General features: G+C 64.8%; 20 protein-coding genes and 1 tRNA gene. 13 read left to right on the forward strand and 8 right to left on the reverse strand.

The features are described from left to right. Nucleotides 1-519: 519 nt before the first annotated feature. The 8 genes from HDC29_RS18785 (at nt 520) to HDC29_RS18820 (ending at nt 7,608) form a co-directional block, all read left to right on the forward strand. Nucleotides 520-1,704, forward strand: coding sequence for a GNAT family N-acetyltransferase (locus HDC29_RS18785; RefSeq protein WP_179499832.1), 1,185 nt, complete (start codon nt 520-522; stop codon nt 1,702-1,704). Next, complete coding sequence (locus tag HDC29_RS18790) at nt 1,701-2,567, forward strand: cupin-like domain-containing protein (RefSeq protein WP_179499833.1); 867 nt, start codon at nt 1,701-1,703, stop codon at nt 2,565-2,567. The genes HDC29_RS18785 and HDC29_RS18790 overlap by 4 nt, the downstream gene beginning before the upstream one ends. Before the next feature lie 81 nt (nt 2,568-2,648). After that, nucleotides 2,649-2,867, forward strand: coding sequence for a translation initiation factor IF-1 (infA, locus tag HDC29_RS18795; RefSeq protein ID WP_010162480.1), 219 nt, complete (start codon nt 2,649-2,651; stop codon nt 2,865-2,867). After that, nucleotides 2,864-3,454 carry a Maf family protein gene (locus HDC29_RS18800; protein WP_326914443.1) on the forward strand — a complete coding sequence of 197 codons (591 nt, stop codon included), beginning with the start codon at nt 2,864-2,866 and terminating at the stop codon, nt 3,452-3,454. The genes infA and HDC29_RS18800 overlap by 4 nt, the downstream gene beginning before the upstream one ends. Continuing rightward, complete coding sequence (locus HDC29_RS18805; protein WP_179499834.1) at nt 3,447-4,439, forward strand: ribonuclease; 993 nt, start codon at nt 3,447-3,449, stop codon at nt 4,437-4,439. Before HDC29_RS18800 ends, HDC29_RS18805 begins: the two co-directional genes overlap by 8 nt. Beyond that, nucleotides 4,429-4,611, forward strand: coding sequence for a DNA gyrase inhibitor YacG (locus tag HDC29_RS18810; RefSeq protein ID WP_179499835.1), 183 nt, complete (start codon nt 4,429-4,431; stop codon nt 4,609-4,611). The genes HDC29_RS18805 and HDC29_RS18810 overlap by 11 nt, the downstream gene beginning before the upstream one ends. Nucleotides 4,612-4,696: 85 nt before the next feature. Next, nucleotides 4,697-4,772 (forward strand) — tRNA-Phe (locus HDC29_RS18815). Between the two features lie 217 nt (nt 4,773-4,989). Then, nucleotides 4,990-7,608: a TonB-dependent receptor gene (locus HDC29_RS18820; protein WP_257018403.1), complete on the forward strand. Its 2,619-nt coding sequence runs from the start codon at nt 4,990-4,992 to the stop codon at nt 7,606-7,608. 112 nt (nt 7,609-7,720) lie between these two features. On the opposite strand, the gene HDC29_RS18825 is transcribed toward HDC29_RS18820, so the two are convergent. Next, the gene (locus tag HDC29_RS18825) at nt 7,721-10,756 is read right to left on the reverse strand and encodes a TonB-dependent receptor (RefSeq protein WP_179499836.1); all 3,036 of its coding nucleotides are present in this window, start codon (nt 10,754-10,756) and stop codon (nt 7,721-7,723) included. A 435-nt stretch (nt 10,757-11,191) separates the two neighbouring features. On the opposite strand from HDC29_RS18825, the gene folE reads away from it, so the two are divergent. After that, nucleotides 11,192-11,794 carry a GTP cyclohydrolase I FolE gene (gene folE / locus HDC29_RS18830; RefSeq protein WP_179499837.1) on the forward strand — a complete coding sequence of 201 codons (603 nt, stop codon included), beginning with the start codon at nt 11,192-11,194 and terminating at the stop codon, nt 11,792-11,794. 1 nt (nt 11,795) lies between these two features. Here the strand turns inward: folE and HDC29_RS18835 are convergent, their stop codons facing one another. The 6 genes from HDC29_RS18835 to HDC29_RS18860 form a co-directional block, all read right to left on the reverse strand. Then, complete coding sequence (locus HDC29_RS18835) at nt 11,796-12,452, reverse strand: Fe2+-dependent dioxygenase (protein WP_179499838.1); 657 nt, start codon at nt 12,450-12,452, stop codon at nt 11,796-11,798. Next, nucleotides 12,440-13,510, reverse strand: a complete 1,071-nt coding sequence (locus HDC29_RS18840; RefSeq protein WP_179499839.1) for a hypothetical protein — start codon at nt 13,508-13,510, stop codon at nt 12,440-12,442. The genes HDC29_RS18835 and HDC29_RS18840 overlap by 13 nt, the downstream gene beginning before the upstream one ends. A gap of 157 nt (nt 13,511-13,667) precedes the next feature. Next, nucleotides 13,668-14,297 (reverse strand): 50S ribosomal protein L9, encoded by a 630-nt coding sequence (rplI, locus tag HDC29_RS18845; protein ID WP_179499840.1) that lies wholly within the window; start codon nt 14,295-14,297, stop codon nt 13,668-13,670. Between the two features lie 13 nt (nt 14,298-14,310). Further along, nucleotides 14,311-14,535 carry a 30S ribosomal protein S18 gene (rpsR, locus tag HDC29_RS18850; protein WP_037517582.1) on the reverse strand — a complete coding sequence of 75 codons (225 nt, stop codon included), beginning with the start codon at nt 14,533-14,535 and terminating at the stop codon, nt 14,311-14,313. 11 nt (nt 14,536-14,546) lie between these two features. Next, nucleotides 14,547-14,915, reverse strand: a complete 369-nt coding sequence (gene rpsF, locus HDC29_RS18855; RefSeq protein WP_179499841.1) for a 30S ribosomal protein S6 — start codon at nt 14,913-14,915, stop codon at nt 14,547-14,549. 199 nt (nt 14,916-15,114) lie between these two features. Beyond that, the gene (locus tag HDC29_RS18860) at nt 15,115-16,494 is read right to left on the reverse strand and encodes a Mur ligase family protein (RefSeq protein ID WP_179499842.1); all 1,380 of its coding nucleotides are present in this window, start codon (nt 16,492-16,494) and stop codon (nt 15,115-15,117) included. A gap of 55 nt (nt 16,495-16,549) precedes the next feature. On the opposite strand from HDC29_RS18860, the gene HDC29_RS18865 reads away from it, so the two are divergent. From HDC29_RS18865 to HDC29_RS18880, 4 genes are read left to right on the forward strand one after another with little or no spacing between them, the layout of a single operon-like run. Further along, nucleotides 16,550-17,377 (forward strand): LD-carboxypeptidase, encoded by an 828-nt coding sequence (locus HDC29_RS18865; protein WP_179499843.1) that lies wholly within the window; start codon nt 16,550-16,552, stop codon nt 17,375-17,377. 45 nt (nt 17,378-17,422) lie between these two features. Then, a complete protein-coding gene (fabD, locus tag HDC29_RS18870) occupies nt 17,423-18,361 on the forward strand; it encodes an ACP S-malonyltransferase (RefSeq protein WP_179499844.1) in 939 nt (312 codons plus the stop codon). A 23-nt stretch (nt 18,362-18,384) separates the two neighbouring features. Further along, nucleotides 18,385-19,125 carry a 3-oxoacyl-[acyl-carrier-protein] reductase gene (gene fabG / locus HDC29_RS18875; RefSeq protein WP_179499845.1) on the forward strand — a complete coding sequence of 247 codons (741 nt, stop codon included), beginning with the start codon at nt 18,385-18,387 and terminating at the stop codon, nt 19,123-19,125. 32 nt (nt 19,126-19,157) lie between these two features. Further along, nucleotides 19,158-19,697 carry a hypothetical protein gene (locus HDC29_RS18880; RefSeq protein ID WP_179499846.1) on the forward strand — a complete coding sequence of 180 codons (540 nt, stop codon included), beginning with the start codon at nt 19,158-19,160 and terminating at the stop codon, nt 19,695-19,697. A gap of 61 nt (nt 19,698-19,758) precedes the next feature. On the opposite strand, the gene HDC29_RS18885 is transcribed toward HDC29_RS18880, so the two are convergent. Beyond that, nucleotides 19,759-21,885: a TonB-dependent receptor gene (locus tag HDC29_RS18885; RefSeq protein WP_179499847.1), complete on the reverse strand. Its 2,127-nt coding sequence runs from the start codon at nt 21,883-21,885 to the stop codon at nt 19,759-19,761. Nucleotides 21,886-22,001: the final 116 nt, after the last annotated feature.

Below are 22,001 nucleotides of genomic sequence, written 5' to 3' on the forward strand. Positions count from 1 at the left end.
ACTATGGCGTCCGGTTTGGGCTGGGAAGCGGACGCCGGGCTAGTCTGGCCGCAATTCAATTCGCCGCTTCCAAAGCGCATATGCAATCGAAACGGGAAATGCGACGGCGATGTATATGATCGGCAGAACAAGCCCCCACGCCATGATGGCGAGAAAATCCATCCGCCCCGGGTCTCCATGTACGTCGGGGTCATAATCATAAGGCATTGGCGTCGGAGTGGCCATGACGTAGCACGCAAAACTGAGAAAAATCGGGGGGGCGAGGCCTAGGCGGAGAAGCCACCAGCGCGTTGGAAAACGCGCCTGGAATGCTCTGCCGAGCAACAAGCTGGATAGAATGATTAGCACAGGTGGGATTGCGATAAGCGGGACCATGGCAGGTCTATATCCTGTACTAGTTCAGCGAACAATCGATGCCGGCAAGCGGTCGAAACCCGCTATCCCGACCCGGTGTCGCTTGACGAAAACCCCGAACGAATCGCCACGCCATCTTAACGCTTCGCTGCTAATCTCTCGCCGATGACGGTCCATCCCGCCTTTCCGACGAGCGCCGATGAAGCCGCGCCGCTGGCCGTGCGTATCGTCGATCCGCTGTCGCTCTCGGACGACCTCGCGACCGCATGGGACCGGCTCGGCGATGAGGCGAGCGAACCCAATCCTTTCGCCGAACGCTGGTGCCTGCAATCGGCGCTCCATCTGCTCGATCCCGAACGCCAAGCGCGGCTCGTGCTCGTACAGGGCGGCCGCGACGGGCCGGTAATCGGGGTCATGCCGGTCGCGCCCGCGCTTCACTATGGCCGCCTGCCGATGCGACACGTCACCGGCTGGGCGCACCCCAATCATTTTCACGGGGCTCCGCTGGTGCGCGCCGGTTTCGAAAGTCTCTTCTGGTCGATCCTGCTCGGTTGGTGCGATGCGTCGCCCTGGGCGCAGACGCTGTTGCATGTGCCGCGCCTGACCGAGGACGGCCCGCTTCAGCGCGCGCTGGTCGAGGTCGCGCGGGCGCGCGGCGGCGAGGCGATGGTGGTGCATCGCGAAGAACGCGCGCTTCTCGAAAGCCCGCTGTCGCCCGGCGACTATTGGGATGCCGCGGTACGCGCCAAGAAACGCAAGGAATTGCGCCGTCAGGCGAACCGGCTCGCCGAAGAGGGCGCGGTAGGCTTTCGCCGCTGGCAGGCGGGCGACGCGCCCAGTCCGTGGATCGACGCCTTCCTCGATCTCGAAGCGCGCGGCTGGAAGGGGCGCGCCGGATCGGCGCTCGCCAGCCACGGCGATACCGAGGCGTGGTTCCGCGCGATCGTGACCGGCGCGGCGGACGCGGGCAAGCTCGACATGCGCGCGCTCGACCTCGGCGGCCGCCCGCTCGCGATGCTGGTCAATTTCCTCTGCCCGCCCGGCGGCTTTTCGTTCAAGACCGCGTTCGACGAGGATTATGCCCGCTTCTCGCCGGGGGTGTTGCTGCAACAGGCGAACCTCGACCTGCTCGAAGACCCGAAGATCGCGTGGGTCGACAGTTGCGCCGCGCCCGGCCACCCGATGATCGACAGCGTCTGGCGCGAACGCCGTTCGCTGGTCTGGGTCAATGTGCCGCTGTCGGCGCCCGCCGACCGGCTGCGTTTTGCGATGCTGGGCAAGGCCGAGCGCCTGTGGCGGCGCTGGAAGGGTGCCGCCATGCCCGCAAATGAGCTAGAAAGCCCGACATGACCGCGCACCAGCCGATCGACCGTGCCGTATTCCCCGCCGAAACGCTAGAGCGGATGGCGGAGCTTTATCCGCAGCGGGCGGGATTGCTGCAGCATCATCTTCCCGACCATCCGCTCCTGTCGCTTGAAGCGCTCGCCAGACTGGGCGAAGGCCTGCCCGCGAGTGAGGTAGAATATAATCCCGGCAATGTGCCGATCGGCATCCGGCCGGAGGATGTCCCGTCGAACGGCCTGTCGATCGGCGAGACGATCCGCACGATCGATACGAATGGCAGCTGGGCGGTGCTCAAGAATATCGAGAATGTGGATGCCTATCGCGCGCTGCTGATGGACCTGCTCGGCGAGCTCGAACCCGTCGTGAGCCCACGCACGGGGGCGATGCTGACGCCGCAAGGCTTCATCTTCATCTCGTCGCCGAGGTCGATCACCCCGTTCCATTTCGACCCCGAGCACAACATTCTGCTCCAGCTCAAGGGGCGCAAGGTGATGAACGTCTGGCCTGCGGGCGACGAGCGCTTCGCGCATCGCCGCGAGCATGAACGCTATCACACCGGCGGCCACCGCAACCTGCCATGGGCGGAAGGGTATCGGGAAGAGGCGCAGCAGGTGCCGCTCGGCCCCGGCGACGCGGTGCTGATGCCCGTGATGGCGCCGCATTTTGTCGCCAATGGCGATGCGCCGTCGATCTCGCTGTCGATCACATGGCGCAGCGAATGGAGCTATCGCGAATCCGAGGCGCACGCTGCCAACGCCGCGCTGCGCCGCATGGGGCTCGACCCCGTCATGCCCCCGCGCTGGCCGAGCTATGCGTGGATGAAGACCGTCGGCTGGCGTGCCGCGCGCAAGCTGCGCCTCGTCGAATGACGACTGTGACAGATTGCTTCCAATTGCTGCGAATTGCGGTTATGGGCCCGCATCCTGATATTTCGAGCCCATAGAGGATAGATGGCGAAAGAAGAACTTCTGGAAATGCGCGGCCAGGTGGTCGAACTGCTGCCCAACGCGATGTTTCGCGTCAAACTGGAAAATGATCACGAGATTCTGGGTCACACGGCCGGCAAGATGCGCAAGAACCGCATCCGCGTTCTCGTGGGCGACGAGGTGCTCGTCGAACTCACCCCCTATGACCTGACCAAGGGTCGGATCACCTATCGCTTCAAGTGAGCGGCGCGGCGACCATTCCCGCGCTGGTGCTTGCTTCGAGCTCGCCGCGTCGGCGCGAATTGCTGGCGCGGATCGGTCTTGAGCCGACGCGCATCGCCGCGCCCGAAATCGACGAGACGCCGCTGAAGGGCGAGCTGCCGCGCGACTATGTCGCCCGCCTCGCGCGGGCCAAGGCGCTCGCGGTCGAGCGCGCCCCGGCCGAGGTCGTCCTCGCCGGCGACACGACGGTGGCCGTAGGGCGCCGCATCCTCGAAAAGCCGGCCGACGAGGCTGACCTCCGCCGGATGCTCGGCCTGCTGTCCGGCCGCCGCCATCATGTCTGGTCGGGCATCTGCGTCGTTGGTACCGGTGACCGGCCACGCGTCCGCGTCGTCGATACGATCGTAGCCTTCAAGGCGCTGAGCGCCGCGGAGATCGACGCCTATGTCGAATGCGGCGAAGGGATGGGCAAAGCGGGCGGATACGCGATCCAGGGCCGCGCCGAAACCTTCGTCCGCTTCCTGTCGGGCAGCCATTCGAACGTCGTCGGCCTGCCGCTTTTCGAAGCGCGCGCACTTTTGAGCAGCGCGGGAATCCCGCTTGGCTGAGTGGCTCTACGAAGCCGGGATCGGCGAAGCGCGCGCGGCGCTCGTCGAGAATGGCGAAATCGTCGAAGCGCGGATCGAACGCGACGGGGACGGCCCGCGCGTCGGCGCGATCCTCGAAGCGAAGCTGGTTGAGGCGGGCAAAGGCGGCAAGGGCGCGCTCGTCGCGCTCGACTGGCCGGGCGCGCCGCAGGCGACGCTCGCCGACCTGCCGCCGTCGACCTCGACCGGGGCGCGGCTGATCGTCGAAATCACCCGCATGGCGCTGCGCGAACGCGGCCGCGACAAACCCGCGCGCGCGCGAATGGCGGAGGTTGACGCTGCGATCGGCGAAGGTCCCGACCTGCGCGCGCGCATCACCGCAACGGGCATCGCCGTCATCGATCTGCATCCGGCCGGTCCCGACCGTCTCGAACAGGCGGGCTGGTCCGAACTGATCGACCATGTCCGCACCGGCCATTGGCCCTTTGCGCGCGGCGCGCTGTGGGTCGATGCGACCCCCGCGATGCTGCTGATCGACATCGACGGCGAGGGCGATGCGCTGGCGCTGGCGACGGAGGGCGCGCGGCAGGCGGCAGCCGTCATCCGTCGCTGCGACGTCGGCGGGTCGATCGGGATCGACTTTCCCTCCGTGCCCGATCGTGCGGGACGGCAGGCGATCGACGCCGCGGTGGACGACGCGCTGCCGCAGCCGTTCGAGCGAACCGCGGTCAACGGCTTCGGCTTCATGCAGATCGTCCGACGCCGGGACCGCCCTTCGCTGATCGAACAGGTCGGGCTCGATCCCGTCGCGACCGACGCCGCATTGCTGCTGCGCCGGGCGGAACGGGCGGTCGGGACGGGGGTGTTGACGTTGACGGCGCGCGCACGGGTGATCGACCATATCGCCGCGCACGCGCATTGGACCGAAACATTGCAGAATCGTACCGGCCGCGCCGTCCGCCTCGTCACGGATCCGGCTGTCAAAGGAGCGGGCCATGCCCAGTAAATCCCCGCGCTGCCCGCTCTGCGGCAAGCCGCGCGATCCCGAATATAAGCCCTTTTGCAGCCGCGGTTGCCGCGACCGCGACCTGTTGAACTGGTTCGGCGAGGACTATCGCGTGCCCGCCGTCCAGGCACCCGACGGCACCGCTGACGACGATCGTTTCGACGAGGAATAAATAGCCAAGAAAGGTGCTGGACAGGATGCAAAGCCCTGCCTATAGCCGCCGCTCGCCAGCGCGGCCGACCAGCCGCAAGCGCTTCGCCTGGGTAGCTCAGTTGGTAGAGCATGCGACTGAAAATCGCAGTGTCGGCGGTTCGATCCCGTCCCCAGGCACCACCACCTCATATATTATTCTACCCTTTTTGTGACAGTCAGGTTGCGCCTTCCGTAGCGTAAACTGTTGCTTTTGTGCCACTAATCGACAGAAAAGCCCTGTGTTCTCGCGCGCGCGCGTTGACGCGGCCCGGCGGGGCGTTAGACCGGCGCTTCACTGCCGGGCATCTCCCGATAAGCCTTTGGCTGCGCCACGGCGGTTTTGGAGAGAGGACCTGTCATGATTTTGCGCAACATTTTGTTGGGCGGCACTATGCTGTGCGCCGCCACTATCCCGGCCCACGCCTTCGCCCAGGATGCCGCGCCGGCCGAGGACACGGCGGCGCCCGCCGATACCACCGACTATGGCAACGAGATCATCGTCACCGCGACGAAGCGGTCGCAGACGTTGCAAGACACGCCCGTCGCCGTTTCGGTGACCTCCGGCGCCGACCTTGAAAATGCGCAGATCCGCGACCTCATCGACCTCCAGTCGGCGGTTCCCAGCCTCCGCGTGTCGCAGCTCCAGTCGAGCGCCAATACGAACTTCATCATCCGCGGCTTCGGCAACGGCGCGAACAATGCCGGTATCGAACCGTCGGTCGGCGTCTTCATCGACGGCGTCTATCGCTCGCGTTCGGCCGCGCAGATCGGCGACCTTCCCAATGTCGAGCGCGTCGAGGTGTTGCGCGGGCCGCAGTCGACGCTGTTCGGCAAGAATGCGTCGGCGGGCGTCATCAGCATCGTCACGCGCAAGCCGCAATATGAATTCGGCGGCTCGATCGAGGCGACCTACGGTAATTTCGACGCAATCACCGTCAAGGGCGACATCACCGGCCCGATCAGCGACACCGTCGCATTCTCGATCGGCGGCAATTTCAACCGTCGCGACGGCTATGCGCAGGATCTCGCGCTCGACACCGACGTCAACGACCGCAACCGCTGGGGCGTGCGCGGCCAGCTCCTGTTTGAACCGACCGACGCGCTCAGCATCCGCCTGATCGGCGATTACGACAAGATCGACGAAAATTGCTGCATCGCGGGCAATGTCATCGCCGGTCCGACCATCGCGATCACCGATGCGCTCGCCGGCGGCACCAGCGTCGATCGCGAAAATCCCTTCTCCTATGACGTCTACAATAATTTCCTGTCGTCGAACGAGATCGAGAATTACGGCGGCTCGGCGCAGATCGACTATGACCTCGGCACGATGGCGCTGACCTCGATCACCGCCTATCGTCAGGTGCGCGCGCTGACGAACCAGGATTCGGACTTCACCGCCGCCGACCTGATCGGTGAGAACAGCCAGGATCTTGGCATCGACACCTTCACCCAGGAAGTCCGCTTGACCTCCGACTTCGACGGGCCGGTCAACTTCCTGCTCGGCGGCTATTATTTCAACGAAAAGATCGACCAGAAGAATGGCCTGCTGTTCGGCGACGATTTCCGCCCCTACGGCGATGCGTTGATCCAGCAGGCGAGCGGCGGCGCGCTCAGCGTCGGGACGCTCGAGGGTGCGCTCGGCGCCTATGAAGGCGATCCGACGAAATATCTCGGCACTTTCTTCCGCGCCGGCGACGGTTTCGACGAAGCCTATCGCCTGAAGAACGAGGCGTTCTCGATCTTCGGCACCGTCGATTTCGACGTCACCGACCGGCTGACGCTGACCGCCGGCGCCAACTATACCAAGGACAAGAAGCGTTTCTCGACCGACGTGGTCAGCACCGACACCTTCTCGGCGATCGACCTCGACGCCGGTGCCTATGCGCCGTTCCGCAACCAGCTGCTGCTCGGCGGCGCGCTGCAACAGGCGGGCGTCAATCCGAACGACCCGGCCGCCGTGGCCGCTTTCGCGACGAATCCCGCGACGGCGCCGATCTTCCAGCAGTTTGTCGCCTTCGCCGATGCCAACGACAACAACCCGGCGGCGAACCCGCTCAACGGGCTGAAGGCGTTCCAGTTCCTGCCGCCATTCCTGAACCTGCCGAACGCGGTCGAATCGGGCAAGACCAACGACAGCGATCTCGCGTGGAGCGTCCGCGCCGCCTATGAGCTAACCGACACGGTCAACGTCTATGCGACCTATGCGACGGGGTTCAAGGCCAGCTCGGTCAACCTGTCGCGCGACAGCCGCCCGCTCGCCAGCGACCTTGCGGCGATCGAAGCGGCGGGGCTGACGACGCCGAACCTCGCCTCGGGCTCTCGCTTTGCGGCGCCCGAAGAATCCGAAGTCTATGAATTCGGCCTCAAGGCGAACTGGTCGGTCGCGGCGCTGAACCTCGCGGTGTTCAAACAGTCGATCAAGGGCTTCCAGTCGAACGTCTTCACCGGCACGGGCTTCGCGCTTGCCAACGCCGGCAAGCAGTCGACCTTCGGCGTCGAATTCGACGGGTCGGTGCGTCCGGTCGCCGGGCTCAACCTCAACCTCGCGGTCACTTATCTCGACGCCAAATACGACAGCTTCGTCGGCTCGGCGTTCGGCGACCTTTCGGGGCGCAAGCCCGCGGGCATTCCCGACCTGTCGGTTTCGATGGGCGGCACCTATACCCACGAATTCGCCGGCGGCACGCGCGCGATCGCGCATGTCGATTATCAGTATGAAAGCCCGACGCAGATCGTCGACGGCCTGAACGGCTTTCCTGAAAGCGTCGCGCAGAATCTGAAGCGCGAGGTGAACCAGCTCAACGCGTCGTTCACGCTGGCGCTGACCAACGGGCTCGAAGTCGGTGTGTGGGGCCGCAACCTGACCAACGCGCAATATCTGACGACGATCTTCAACGCCGTCGCGCAGGCGGGCAGCGTCTCGGGCTATCCCAGCCAGCCGCGCACCTATGGCGGCACCGTCCGCTTCAAATTCTGATCGAGGGCGGCCGGGCGGCAATGCGCCCGGCCCTCCCGGCGACGGACAAAAGAAACCCCGGCCTCTCGATGGAGAGGCCGGGGTTTCTTTTTTGGCGTTGCCGCCTAGGCTATCAGAATCGCACACCCGCCGCGATGCCATAGCGGCGCGGTTCGAGCGTGAAGATATTGGTGTAATTCCCCGACGACTGGTCGGTGATGTACAGGCCGGTGACGCTGTTGGCGTCGAAGACGTTCTGGATGAACCCCTTCACATACCATTTGTCGTCGGGGCCGTTCAGCTGCAGCTGGGCATTGACCTGGGCATAGCCCTTGATCCGGTTGACGTTACCGTTGAAGATGCTGCCATAGCTTTCGCCGGTATAGGCGAGGTCGACACGCGGGACGAGCGTCATGTCGCCGTCGCCCAGTCGCGCGGTATATTGCACGCCCGCGCTGAACTTGTAGTTCGGCGCCTGCGGCAACTGGTTGCCCTTGATGTTGACGGGGATGCCGGCGGAGAAATATTCGATCCCGCCGAAGGCTGCCGGATCTAGCCCCGCCGCTGCGAAAGCGCCGGCCGCTGCGGCATCCATGACCGAACAGATGCTGAAGGCGCCCGTCGAAGCGATGCCGCCGTCCGCCGGAAACGTCGTAGTCGGTTGCAGATTGGCGCCAGCGGCTACACCGGGGACGAAGCCTCCGTTGATCACCTGCTGGACGCCGTTCACGAAGGCGTTGACCCCTGCGGCGTTGCCCGAGGTCGACGCGATCGCGCAGTTCGCGGCATTGGTGATGTCCTTGATGATCACCGCGTCGCTCCGGCCGCCGCCGAAGTCGCGGGGGTTGCTCGTGAACTTGTCGTCGGTGACTTTGCTGTGCAGGTAGCTGAAGCCCAGGTTGACGACGACATCGGGGTCGGGCCGGACGATCGCTTCGGCCTCGAAACCATAGATGTCGGCGCTGACATTGTCGTTGACCGCGGTGCGGGCGACGATCTTGCTGAGCTGCAAATCCTTGTACTTATAATAGAAGGCGGTGAGGTTCAGCTGGAGCGCCCCGTTGCCGAAGGTGTTTTTCGACCCGATTTCGAACGCATCGACCTGTTCGGGCCGGAAGCTTTCGGGCACTTCGAAGATCGGCTGCAGCGGCGGATTGATGCCGCCCGATTTATAACCGCGCGAATAGGAAGCATAGAGCAGGTTGTCGTCGGTGACCTTGAAGTCCAGCACCGCGCGGCCGGTCAGTTTGTTGAACTTTACCGTGCGTTCTTGAATAATCTGGTTGCCTGGCGTCCCGGGGTCGGCGTCGAACGAGCCGACGAACGGCGAGTCGAACACGCTGCCCGTCCCTCCGTGCGGAGCAAGGAAGCTCGCCAGAGTGGAACGCGCCCTGACGCTCTTCTTGTCATTGTTGTAGCGAAGCCCGGCGGTCAGTTTGAGGCGGTCGCTGAACTCGAAATAGGCTTCGCCGAACAAGCCGTACGACGTGATCTTCAAATCGTCGGTGTTGTTGCGGAAGAAAGGCGTCGCGAGGAACGATGGCGGCAAGGGCGCGGCGATCGTCTGCCCCGGATTGTCCGGGTCGGGCACGCGGTTGGTCGCCGCGGTAAAGGCCCCCAGAACGCCGGTCAGATAGTCGATGGGAAAGGCGTTCACATAATAGCTGTTCTCGGTCAGATGGTAATCGGCATAGATACCGCCGACCAGGAAGTTGAACGGCCCGTCGAGGTCGCTCGACAAAATGCCCTCGACCGACCAGCTGCTGTTATACTGGTTCGACCGGTCGAACTGGAGCGACTGATCGCTACAGATCTTGTTGCCGCCGAAGCTGCCATAGCCACTTTCCTCGGCCAGCGATGTGCAGAGCTGGCCGTTCGGCCCGTCCGGAATGATCGCGGCGGCCACAGGGCCGAAATAGGCGTTCGACAGGATCGGATTGCCGCCGGCGTCCACCCCCAGCGGGATGGGATTCGCGGCGAAGAAGGCAAGCGTGTTGAGAGCGGTCGCATAGAGGGAGCGGTCTCCGACATTGCTGTTATAGTCCTGCGATGCGTCGAGCTTGACCTTCTGATACTGGCCCGAAACCTGCAACGACACTGGCCCGAAATTATGCTCGATCTGGCCCTGCAGCGTCAGTTCGCTGGTGAAATAGCTCGGCGTATAAGCGGTGTTCACCGTTCGCGGATCCGACGGGATCGTCGTATTGGCATAGACGTCGGGGCCATAAAGGCTGCCGAGCGCGAATGATTCCGGGATACCGCGAATGGCGAGGAACTCGCGCGAGGTCAGCGCCGCGGTGAAGGTCGCGTTGCCGTTGAACGGCGAATTGTCGAGGCGGCTGTTCAGACAACCGAGAATGCCGGTCGGGTCGCGCTGGCACAGCTGTTTCTGGATGCGCGTGCGCTGGTCCTTTTCGCGAAAATAGGAAGCGAGCAGGTCGACCGTCGTGTCGGGGGTCGGTTCCCAACGGAACGAGCCGCGGACCGAATAGAGGTCGCGGTCGTCGATGCGCGTGTCGAGGAACTCGTTCTTCGTATAGCCGTCGCGGTTGAGGTAGATGCCGGCGACGCGGATGCCCGCCGTATCGCCAAGGGGGATGTTGACCATCGCCTTGGCCTTCATCGAATCATAATTGCCATATTCGGCTTCGGCGGCGGCTTCGAAGACGCCGAGCTTGGGCTTGGCGGTGATCACGTTGACCACGCCCGAGGTCGCGTTGCGGCCAAACAAGGTGCCCTGCGGCCCGCGCAGCACTTCGATGCGTTCGAGGTCGAAGAATTCGGTTTCGAACAGGCGCGTCGAAAACAGCGGGTCGCCATTCAGGTGGATCGCGGTCGCGCTGTCGCAGGTCGTGCCGACGCAAAGGTCGCCGATGCCGCGGATCGTGAAGCTGGCGCCCGTGAAATTGGTCTTGGTGAAGGTGACGTTGGGCAGGGTCAGCTGAAGATCGGACGGCGTCTTGATCTGTTGCGCTTCGAGCGCCTCGGTCGAGAAGGCGCTGACCGCGATCGGCACGTCCTGCAGGCGTTCCGACTGGCGCTGCGCCGTGACGACGATTTCGCCGCCGAAAGCATCGCGTTCCACTTCATCCGCCGCATCCTGCGCATAGGCCGGTGTCGCCACCGTCATCGCAAGGATCGACGTTCCGATCAGTGCCTTGAACTTCATCTACAGCCTCCCTTTTTCGATCCCGCAAGGTGCGGGGCCGCCCAACATCAAATTGTGGTAAGGGGAGGGGAAACGACCAGACATGGCAAAGGGCACCCGGCCGAAACGGCCATGTGCCCTCGTGAATCCCACCTGCCAGCTGCGCTGGTCATCGTCCTCTCCCACCGGCGTCGGGGAAAACGCCGGCCTCTCCGGAATACGACCCGCTTGAGCGAGTTCTGTATGGCAAGGAAGGTGCGCCGAGTTGACGAAAGCGTCAAGTAACTTGTTGAGCCCAAAAAAGGACGCGAAACCGCGCCTCTTCGAACGCATAAAAAGCGAAGATTCCGCAACGTAAACTTGGCGGGCTGGCATAAATTCTTGTTGTCCGGGCCTTGCTTATCGGCTCAGGCACGTCGAAATGTGCGACATGATGGCAACAGTGAAGGCGGGGCGATGAGCGACGACAAGAGTGAATTGGGACCCGATGGCAAGGTGATCGTGCCCGACCACGTCGCCGACGCCGTCCGCACGCTGATCGAGTGGGCGGGCGACGATCCGGCGCGCGAGGGCCTGCTCGATACGCCGCGCCGCGTCGCGCGCGCCTGGAAGGAATATTGCTCGGGCTATGCCGACGACCCGTCGGTCCATCTCTCGCGCACCTTCGAGGAGGTCGGCGGCTATGACGAAATCGTCCTCCTGCGCGACATCCCGTTCCAGTCGCATTGCGAACATCATATGGCGCCGATCACTGGCAAGGCGTCGATCGCTTATCTGCCGCGCGACCGCGTCGTCGGCATCTCCAAACTCGCGCGCGTGCTCAACGGCTATGCGCGGCGGCTGCAGGTTCAGGAACGGCTGACCGCCGAAGTCGCGCGTTGCATCTGGGACAATCTCCACCCGCATGGCGTCGCGGTGGTGATCGACGCGCAGCACGGCTGCATGACGGGGCGCGGCGTGCGCACCCCCGGCGTCGGCATGGTGACGAGCCGTCTGCTCGGCTGCTTCCTCGACGACGAGCGCAGCCGCAAGGAAGTGCTGAGCCTGATGGGCTACTGAATCAGCGGCGCCACATCCGCAAGAGCTGGTACTGGACCGCCTGCAGCCGCGTGAAGTTCGCGGGCTCCATCTTGCCACCCTCCAGCGCGGCCACCTCGTTGAGTTCGTACATCAGGTTCCGGTGCTGGACGTCGGGGATCAGGCTCTGGATGAAGGTGATCGCGACAAGGCGCTCGCCGCGCGTCACCGGTTCGACTTCGTGCAGCGTGTGCGAGGGATAGACGACAGCGACCCCAGGCGCCTCCTTGAAGCGCAAATCGGCATTCCCCAACTGCACATGCAGCGCGCCGCCGTCATAATCGGCGGGGTCGTTCAGGAACACCGTGCAGCTGACGTCGGTGCGCAGCTGGCCGTCGGGCAGCGGGATATAGGCCGCGTCGGGATGCAGTCCGTAATTCATGCCCGGCGTGTAACGCGTCAGCAGCGGCGGGGCGATGCGCGCCGGAAAGGAGAATTCCATGAAGTCGGGATTCTGCACCATCGCATCGAGCAAAATCTTCGACGAGCGTTCATAGGCGCCCGCGTCGTGCAACTGCAGGTTGTTCTTTACCGTCGAATGAGGGTTGCTGATCTTGCCGTCGACGAACTTGCCGCTCGCGGCAATTTCGCGCAGCGCGCGCACCGCATTGTCATCGAGCAACTGGACTAGCTTGAACATCGGACTTCCTGGATCACGCTCTGATCGCCGAGGATCGGCAGGTCGGCAAGGTTTGTATAGCGCGCGGCGAGTGCTTCAACCCATGCGATCGCTTCGGCGATGGCCGGGGCATGGTCCGCCGCCGCCTGCGCCTGCAATTCGCGGCGCAGGTCGGGAGTATAGCCATGCTCGGGCGCCTTCGAATATTGCCGCATGATGGGGCCAGCGAGCGCTGCTTCGATGCGCGCCGGATCGATCGGCAGTCCGAAATGCGTTGCTTGCGCCATCAGCGCGGCGGCGGGATCGGCCAGCATCGCCTCGAAATCGACCCACAGGCGGCGCGGATCGTCGGGCGGCAGCCTGCGCTGCGCGGTCGCCATTTCGCAAAGCCAGCTCATCGCGACGCGCGTGACGGGCGGCAACTGCCACAGCGCATGGGGAAAATCGGGAAGCAGGGCCGCGAGCCGCGCCATGCGCGCGGGCGCCTGCGCCAGCGTCTCGGCCATCGACGCTTCGCCGGCCAGGATCGTCTCGAGATAGCGGGGAAGCGGGACATGGAGGAACAGCGCACGGCCGTCGGAGCCCGTCAGATCGTCGGCGACGGCGGTGATCACGCTCGACGCCTTCACCATCGCGCGCTGACCGGGGGCGAAGCCGCGGCCGAGCCAGCCGAGGGTTTGCGCGAGGCGCGTGCGGTAAAGCTCGGGTGACCAGACCGACTCGGGCCGCTCGATCCGCTCAGCGACCTGCGCGAGCGTGCGCAGCAGCATCGGCTCGCGCAGCGGCAGCACATCGCCAACCTCGGCGAGCAGGCGCGATACGAGCGTCGATCCGACGTGGCCGATATGAAAGATGAAATGCGGACCCGCCGCCGCAGCGCCGAGGTCGGGCAAGGCGTCCCACGCCATCCACTCACGCCCGACGCGATCGGTCAGCAGGCGCTGGTCGAGAAAACTCGCGGCGCGATAATCGGCCTCTGCCAGCAGCGCGACCAGCACCCGGTCGTTCGCCAGGTCCGCCATATGCGGCAACAGGCTCGCATCAGCGGCGAAACGGGACTGGAAAGGATCGTCGGCCATCGCCTGCCGCCATAGGAGGGGCGGCGCGGGTTGGCCAGATGGAAGAGCCGGCGACGGGCTGCTGGCCGATCGCCGCCCTTCGCGGATCGCGCAAATGAAAAGGGCCGCGCTTCCTCCCGGAAACGCGGCCCTTTCAATAGGCTTTCGCTGAAAAAGCTCAGGCTTCTTCGGCCTCGTCCGCGGCCGGAGCATCCTCGGCAGCGACTTCCGAAGGCGGCGTCGCGTCTTCGAACTCGTCTTCGCTGTCGGGTTCCAGCGCCGCGGCGGCGGCTTCGGCCTGTTCTTCCTCGAACATCGCGGCGATGACGTCGATGCCCTGCTTCTGCATTTCGGCTTCGTCGGGCGAACGCGCGACGTTGACGCCGACGGTCACCACGACCTCGGGGTGCAGCTTGACCTTGACGTCGACGAGACCGAGCGACTTGATCGGGCGCTCGAGCTCGACCATCGCCTTGGTGACGCCCTGGACGCCGTCTTCGACAAGCGCTTCGACGATGTCGCGAACCGCGACCGAGCCGTAAAGCTGGCCGGTGTTCGACGCCTGGCGGATCAGGACGATCTGTTTGCCGTCGATGTCCTTGGCGCGGCCTTCGGCGTCGGTGCGACGCTCGGCGTTGTCGGCCTCGATCTTCGCGCGGTTGGCTTCGAACAGCTTGCGGTTGGCGTCGTTCGCACGGAGCGCCTTGTTGTTCGGGAGCAGATAGTTACGGGCAAAGCCGTTCTTGACGGTGACGACGTCGCCGATACCGCCCAGTTTCTCGATACGTTCGAGCAGGATGATTTCCATCGGTCCGCCCTCCTTACTTCACAATGTAGGGGAGCAGGCCGATGTGGCGCGAGCGCTTGATCGCTTTCGCCAGCTCGCGCTGCTTCTTGGTGGACACCGCGGTGATCCGCGACGGGACGATCTTGCCACGCTCCGACAGGTAACCCTGGAGCAGGCGGACGTCCTTGTAATCGATGACCGGTGCGTCCTTCTGGCTGAAGGGGCAGGTCTTGCGGCGGCGGAAAAAGGGTCGTGCCATGGTCGTTATCCTTATTCTTCGCCGTCGCGGTCACGGCCACCACGGCCACCACGACGTTCCTGCTTGCGCATCATCACCGACGGACCCTTTTCGAGTTCGTCGACCTTGATGGTGAGCCAGCGGATGATATCTTCGTTGATCGCAGCCTGACGCTCGATCTCTGCAATCGCTTCGCCCGACACTTCGGCCGACAGCATCACATAATGACCCTTGCGGTTCTTCTGGATCTTGTAGGCGAGCTGCTTCAGGCCCCAGGTCTCGGTCTTGTGGACCGTGCCCTTGAATTCGCCGATGACGTTGGTGACGGTTTCCGCCAGCGCGTCGACCTGAGCCTGGCTCAGGTCCTGACGCGCGATAAAGACATGCTCGTAAAACGGCATGGTGCGCTTCCTTCGATTTGGCCGATCGCTGGTTTCGCGCCAATCGCGAAACCCCTCCGGCTGTCGTCCGGCTTTGCGAAATTGGTGCAAAGCAAACGGGGCGAACGGCACAAGGCCTCGCCCCGAATGAGCGCGCCTATACAGATTCGCGGCGAGAACGCAAGGTTTCTTCGTCCTTCTCCCGCAAGGGGAGAAGGGATCAGGGTAGCTTCTCCAGCAATTCGCGCCCGAATTCGGTGAGCGTGTCGTCGCGCGCGCCGAGGATCAGGATGCGATCGCCGGGCTTCGCTTCATCGAGGATCGCTGCGCCGCAGTTGGCGCGCGTCGTCAGATGGACGGCGTCGGCCCCCCCCGCGACGATGTCGGCGACCAGCGCTTCGCTGCCGATACTACGGTCGACGGTGCCGCCGAAATAGACGGGGTCGCATACGAAGAGTTTATCTTCGGGCCGCATGCCCGCGGCAAAGCTGGCCGCGAGCTCCTTGCCCATCTGGCGCAGCGGGCCATAGCCGTGGGGCTGGAAGAAGAGCAGGGCGCGTCCCGGCAGTTCGGCCACGGCGCCGAGCGTCGCGGCGACCTTGTCGGGATTGTGCGCGAAATCGTCGATCACGGTGACGTCGCCAGCCTGGCCGAGCACTTCGTAGCGGCGCGCAAGGCCCGCGAAATCCGCCAGCGCCTCGACCGCCTGCGCGATGGTCACGCCCGCCGCCTCTGCCGCCGCGATCGCGGCGAGCGCGTTGGCGGCATTGTGGCGGCCGGGCATCCGCAGCTTCACCCGATAGGCGGTGCCGCCCGAATGGACCGCGAAGCGGCACCCATCGGGCAGCGCCTCGAAATCGCTGCCGCGCACCGTCGCCGTGTCGGCGAAGCCGAAGGTGACGACATTGTGCCCCGACAAGAGCGGCGCGGACTCGCTGTCGTCGGCATTGATCACCGCAACGCGCGCTTTCTCGACGAAATCGCCGAACAGCTGGTGAAGTTCGGCGAGGCTCTTGTGGTCGAGGCTGATGTTGGTGACCACCGCGACATCGGGCGCATATAGCGCGATCGACCCGTCGCTTTCGTCGACCTCGCTCACATAGATGTCCGCGTCGCCGACGAGCGCGCTGGCGAAAGGCATGTCCGCACCCGAAAAATTACGCATCACCGCGCCGTTCATCACGGTCGGCTTCTTTCCCGCGCTGGCGAGGATCCAGCCGATCATTCCGGTCACGGTCGACTTGCCGCTCGTTCCCCCGACGCCGATCGCCTTGTCCGCTGCGTTGAACAGCGCCGCATTCAGGTCGGCGCGCGTCATGCGCGGGAGGCCGAGCGCATCGGCCGCAGCGACATCGGGCACGCTGTCCTCGATCGCCGCCGACGCGACGAGAATCTGTCCATCCTTCGGCCCGCTGCCGTCCTGCGGATAAAAGGCAATGCCCTGGCCTTCGAGCCAGGCGAATTTGTCGGGCGTCCGGCCCTGGTCGCGGCTGCGATCCGACCCCGAGACCGCCGCGCCGCGCGCCGCGACGATCATTGCGAGCGGCAACATGCCCGACCCGCCGATGCCGCAGAAGAAATAGGATTTGTTTTCCGACATGGCGGCGCGATATGGGCTTGGCTCAAATTTGGCAAGGCGGGGCAGGGGACAGGATTTGCGTATCGGCATCGTCGCTCCTTCGACCCCCATCCTCCCCGATGATGCGGAGGCGGTGCGCGCGCTCGCCAGCCTAGGCTATCCCGACGTCGAGCTCATATTCGACCCGCAATGCTTCGCGACGCACGGCCATTTCGCGGGCGAGGACGGGCACCGCTTCGCCGCGCTCGTCGAAATGGCGAACCGGCCCGATATCGACGCGGTGTGGTTCGCGCGCGGCGGTTACGGCGCGTGCCGGATCGCCGGGGAAGCGGTCGCCGCGATGACCGATGCGGCGCGGAGCAAGGCGTTTCTTGGCTATTCGGATCAGGGCAATCTGCTCGGCGCGCTCTATCGCGACGGCTTCGACCATGTCGCGCACGGGCCGATGGTCGCCGATATCCGCCGCGAAGGCGGCGACGCCGCCGTTCTGCGCGCGCTCGACTGGCTCGTCGCGCGCGATCCTGCGGCGTGCGAGCCCGGGCTCGAACATGGTGCGCGCCACGCCGCGTTCAACCTGATGACATTGTCGATGCTGCTCGGCACCCCGCTAGAACCCGATCTGTCGGGGCATGTCCTGCTTGTCGAGGAGGTCAGCGAATATCTCTACGCCCTCGACCGCGCCTTTTTCCATGTTGCGACCTATCTCGCGCCGCGCGGGCTCGCGGGGCTGCGGCTCGGGCGCGTCAGCGACGTGCCCGAAAACGACCGTCCCTTCGGCATGGAGGCCGATGAAATCGCCCGCGACTGGTGCGCGCGGTGCAATATCCCCTGGCTCGGCCGGGCCGACATCGGCCACGACGCCGCGAACAAGGTCGTGCCCTTCGGCTTGCATCGCGCGGGGTGAGGGAATAGGCGCGGCCCAATTCAAAATCACGCTAGGGGACGCAATATGCGCGCATTCATCTTTCCGGGTCAGGGCAGCCAGTCGGTCGGTATGGGCAAGGCGCTCGCCGACGCTTCGGCCATCGCGCGCGAGGTGTTTCAGGAGGTCGACGACGCACTCGGCCAGCATCTTTTCAAGCTGATGAGCGACGGTCCCGAGGACCAGCTGACCCTCACTGAAAATGCCCAGCCCGCGATCATGGCGAATGCGATTGCAACGCTGCGTGTGCTCGAAAAGGAAGGTGGCGTGACGCTCGCCGCCAAGGCCGATTATGTCGCGGGTCACAGCCTCGGCGAATATAGCGCGCTTTGTGCCGCGGGGACGTTCGACCTTGCGACCACGGCGCGGCTTTTGAAGACGCGCGGGCAAGCGATGCAGGCGGCGGTGCCCGTCGGCGTCGGCGCGATGGCGGCGCTGCTCGGCGCCGATATCGACACCGCTCAAAAGCTCGCCGATGCCGCCGCCGAGGGCGAGGTTTGCACGGTCGCCAACGACAACGACCCGTCGCAGGTCGTGATCTCGGGCCACAAGGGCGCGGTCGAACGCGCAGTCGCGCTGGTCAAGGATTATGGCATCAAGCGCGGCGTGCTGTTGCCCGTCTCCGCACCCTTCCATTGCCCGTTGATGCAGCCCGCGGCCGACGCGATGGCCGAGGCGCTCGGCGCCAACCCGCCCAAGCCGCCGCTGGTGCCGGTGGTGGCGAATGTCACCGCGAGCCCGGTGAGCGATGGCGACCAGATCCGCGATTTGCTGGTCCAGCAGGTCACCGACCGCGTCCGCTGGCGCGAAAGCGTCGTTTCGATGGAAGATATCGGGGTCACGCAGTTCGTCGAATTCGGCGGCAAGGTCCTCTCGCCGATGGTCAAGCGCAGCGCGAGTGGAGAGGTCGAGACGGTCAGCGTGATTTCGATGGACGACATCGAAGCGCTGCTCAAAGCGCTTTAAGATTCAGATTTCAGGAGAATAAGATGTTCGATCTCACCGGCATGACCGCCCTCGTCACCGGCGCCTCGGGCGGCATCGGTTCTGCCATCGCGCAGGCGCTTGCCGCGCAGGGCGCACGGCTCGCGGTGTCGGGTTCCAACGCCGACAAGCTGAGCGCCTTTCGCGATACCCTCGGCGGCGACCATGTCGCGCTGCCGTGCAACCTCGGCGATGCCGCCGCGGTCGATGCGCTCGTGCCCTCGGCGGTCGAGGCGCTCGGGCAGCTCGATATCCTCGTCAACAACGCCGGCGTCACGCGCGACAATCTGATCATGCGGATGAAGGACGAGGAGTGGATGGACGTCATCCGCATCAACCTCGAGGCCAATTTCCGCCTCGCGCGCGCCGCCGCGAAACCGATGATGAAGGCGCGTTTCGGCCGCATCATTTCGATCACCAGCGTCGTCGGCGCGACCGGCAATCCGGGGCAGGCCAATTATGCCGCGTCGAAGGCGGGCGTCACCGGCATGACCAAGGCGCTGGCCCAGGAACTGGCGAGCCGCGGCATCACCGCGAACTGCGTCGCGCCCGGCTTCATCGCGACCGCGATGACCGACGATTTGCCGGACGCGCAGAAAGAAGCGCTCAACCAGCGCATCCCGGCGGGCCGGATGGGAGAGGGCAGCGATATCGCCGCCGCGGTCGTCTATCTCGCGTCGAAGGAAGCGGGCTACGTCACCGGGCAGACGTTGCATGTGAACGGCGGCATGGCCATGCTGTCCTGAGGGGCGATCCCGCCGGACGGAAAGACGAGTCGATGATGAAGACCTGGATGGCGGGCGCCGCGCTGGCGTTTGCGACACTCCCCGCTGTGGTCGCGGCGCAGGAAGGCGAAAAGCTCGACTGCGTCGTCGCTTCGGTGCCGGGCGACATGAGGGAGTCGATCGGCGAGTCGATGGCGGGCAGCGGCGACGATGCGTCGCGCGAAGCATTGTTCAAGAATCTGGCGACGGTTGTCGACAGCTGCGTCACGGCTCACGGCATCACGGCCGAGCAAAAGGGTCATTATTTCGACTATAGCCTTGCGCGCATCGCGCGCGAATGGCTGGCGGCGGATATCGGAAAGCTCAACCTGTCGCCCGCGGTCGTCGACAAGGCGCTCGACTTCGGGCCGAACGGGGCGAATCCCGACCTGTCGACCGACATGACCGAAGAGCAGATCATGAAGATCGTTCAGGCCTATATCGAAGCCGACGTCGATATCGAAAAGGTCGACGGTGCGGCATGGGAGAAGGTCGGCGCCTACGCCGCGGCGACCTCGATCTACTGGAACAAGCGCAAGCAGATCGCGCCCTGACAGCGAAGGGGCCGGGTCCGGTTCAACCGGACCCGGCCCTCGGGACGAGCGGAGAGAGGGGTCAGAAGCTCGCCCGGGCCGTCAGGCGGAAATCGCGGCCCGCCAGCGGCACATAATCCTTGGTAAAGCTTGCGTGGCGGCGCGCCTCGACATCGAAAATATTATTCGCCGACAGGCTGAGCGTCAGATTCTTCGTGTCGGGAAGCGGACGCCAGCTTAGCGAGGCGTTGACCAAGGTGAAGCCGTCGGTCGGCGTCTCGAACTGCGCAACGCGCGTCTGGTCGTCGGTCCATTCGACTTCGACGCGCGCATCGACGCGTTCGCCCTGCGCCTCGAGCCCGCCCAATACGCGCAGCGGCGGGATGCGCGGCACATTGCGGTCGAGCCCCGCGTTCTTGATCTTCGCGCGCGTCATGTCGGCGGTGACGTCGCCGATGATGTTGAAGCCGCCGATCTGCGCCAATCGTGCGCTCGCCTCGGCCTCGAAGCCATAGACGCGCGCGTCGCGCTGGAAATATTGGAAGACGGGCAACTCATCCTCTTCGGCGCCAGTCGCCGCCGAATAGATGAAATTGTCGAACCAGTTCGAATAGCCGGTGAGGCTGAGGTTGAAGGCGTCCGACTTGAACTTGAACGAAGCTTCGGCCCCCCAGTTGGATTCGCGCTTCAAATTCGGGTCGCCGAGCTCGAAGCTCTGCGTCGCGATATGCGGGCCGTTCGACAGCAATTCCTCGGCCGACGGCGCACGCACCGCGCGCGATACCGAAACACCGAACTTCGCGCCGTCGAATATGTCATAGGTCGCGCCAAGCGCACCCGAGAAGCTGTCGAAGTCGCGCTCGAAGCCCAGCGTCTGCGCGCGCACATTGGTCTTTTCATAGCGCGCCGCGGCTTCGAGCCCCAGCGGGCCCATCGTATATTCCTGCAGCGTGAAGAGCGCGAACTGGTCGGTCAGGTTGCGCGGGACAAAGGCTTCGGCGCCGATCGCGTTGAAATCGCGGTGGCTGTACTGCACACCGCTCGCGCCGCGCCAGCCGCCGCGGTCGTTCTGCGCCAGCTCGACCCGGCCTTCGATGCCCTGGTTGGTGAAGACGGTGCCGACTTCGTCGCCCTCGAACTCGGTGTGCTTGTAATCGGCAAAGCCCGCGCGGATGCGCAGCTTGTCGAAAAAGCCGTCGCCCAGCTCGACTTCGCCGCGCAGGTCGGCGCGCCATTGCTTCATGCCGATGGTGACCGGGCCTTCGCCGTGGTCGTGGCCGCCTTCTTCCTCCTCGCCTTCATGCTCGTGCGCGGTGTTCGGGCGATCGGGCACGCCATAATTAGTGTCGAAATAGCCGATCGAAATGCCGAGCTGCCCGCCGTCGTTGATCAGCGACAGGCCGCCGCCCGCGGTCCAGGTCTCGCTTTGGGTGTTGTCGACCTTGCCGCGCTTGCCCGCCTGTTCGGTCAGCTCCGCCGCTTCGTCGGCATGGCCTTCCTCGAGTTCATGTTCGGCAAGGTGGAGCAGGTCGCCGCGAATATCGGGGGCATAGACATAGCCGCCCGAACGCACATCGCCCGTCTTGCGCCAGCTGCCGTCGAGATGCGCGACGATCTGGGGGCTCAGCGCGACGTCGATCGAACTGCCGATGTTGCGGTCGTTGGCTGCGGTCGCATAGCCGCCGATGGCATCGACATGGACGTGGTCGGCGGGCACCTTCCTCGGAATCCGGCGGTCGAACAGGTTGACCGCGCCGCCGATCGCCTGACTGCCGAACAGCAGCACCGCGGGGCCGCGCAGGATTTCGATGCGCTCGACGGTCAGCGGGTCGATGGTGACCGCATGGTCGGCGGAGGTGTTCGACGCGTCGATCGATCCGATACCGTCGGTCAGAACCTTGACGCGCTCGCCCGAAAAGCCGCGGAGGACGGGACGCGATGCGCCGGGGGAGAAGCTCGTCGCCGAAACGCCCGGCTGGCGGGTCAGCGTGTCTCCGATCTGGCCGCGAATGTCGCGCGCCAGCTCGTCGCCCTCGAGCACCGAGACGTTGCCGAGGATGTCGAGGCTGCGGACATAGGGCGCGGTGACGATGATCGGGTCGCCGGTATGAACATCGTCATCGCTGCCGGCGGTGGCGCGATCCTGCGCGAAAGCGGGCGCGGCGAGGAAAAGGGCAAGGGAAAAACCGGCGGAACAAAGCAAACGCATGGAGGGAGAGTCCTGTTGTTATTGCGACCTGATGGCGGGGCAGTAATGATATACTGTCACAAAAACAAGCCCCGGAGCCCCGCTTGATTGCTGTTCGTCGGCCCTCGATCCCCGTT

It is taken from the genome of Sphingopyxis sp. JAI108 (genome assembly GCF_013410105.1).
Classification (GTDB): domain Bacteria; phylum Pseudomonadota; class Alphaproteobacteria; order Sphingomonadales; family Sphingomonadaceae; genus Sphingopyxis; species Sphingopyxis chilensis.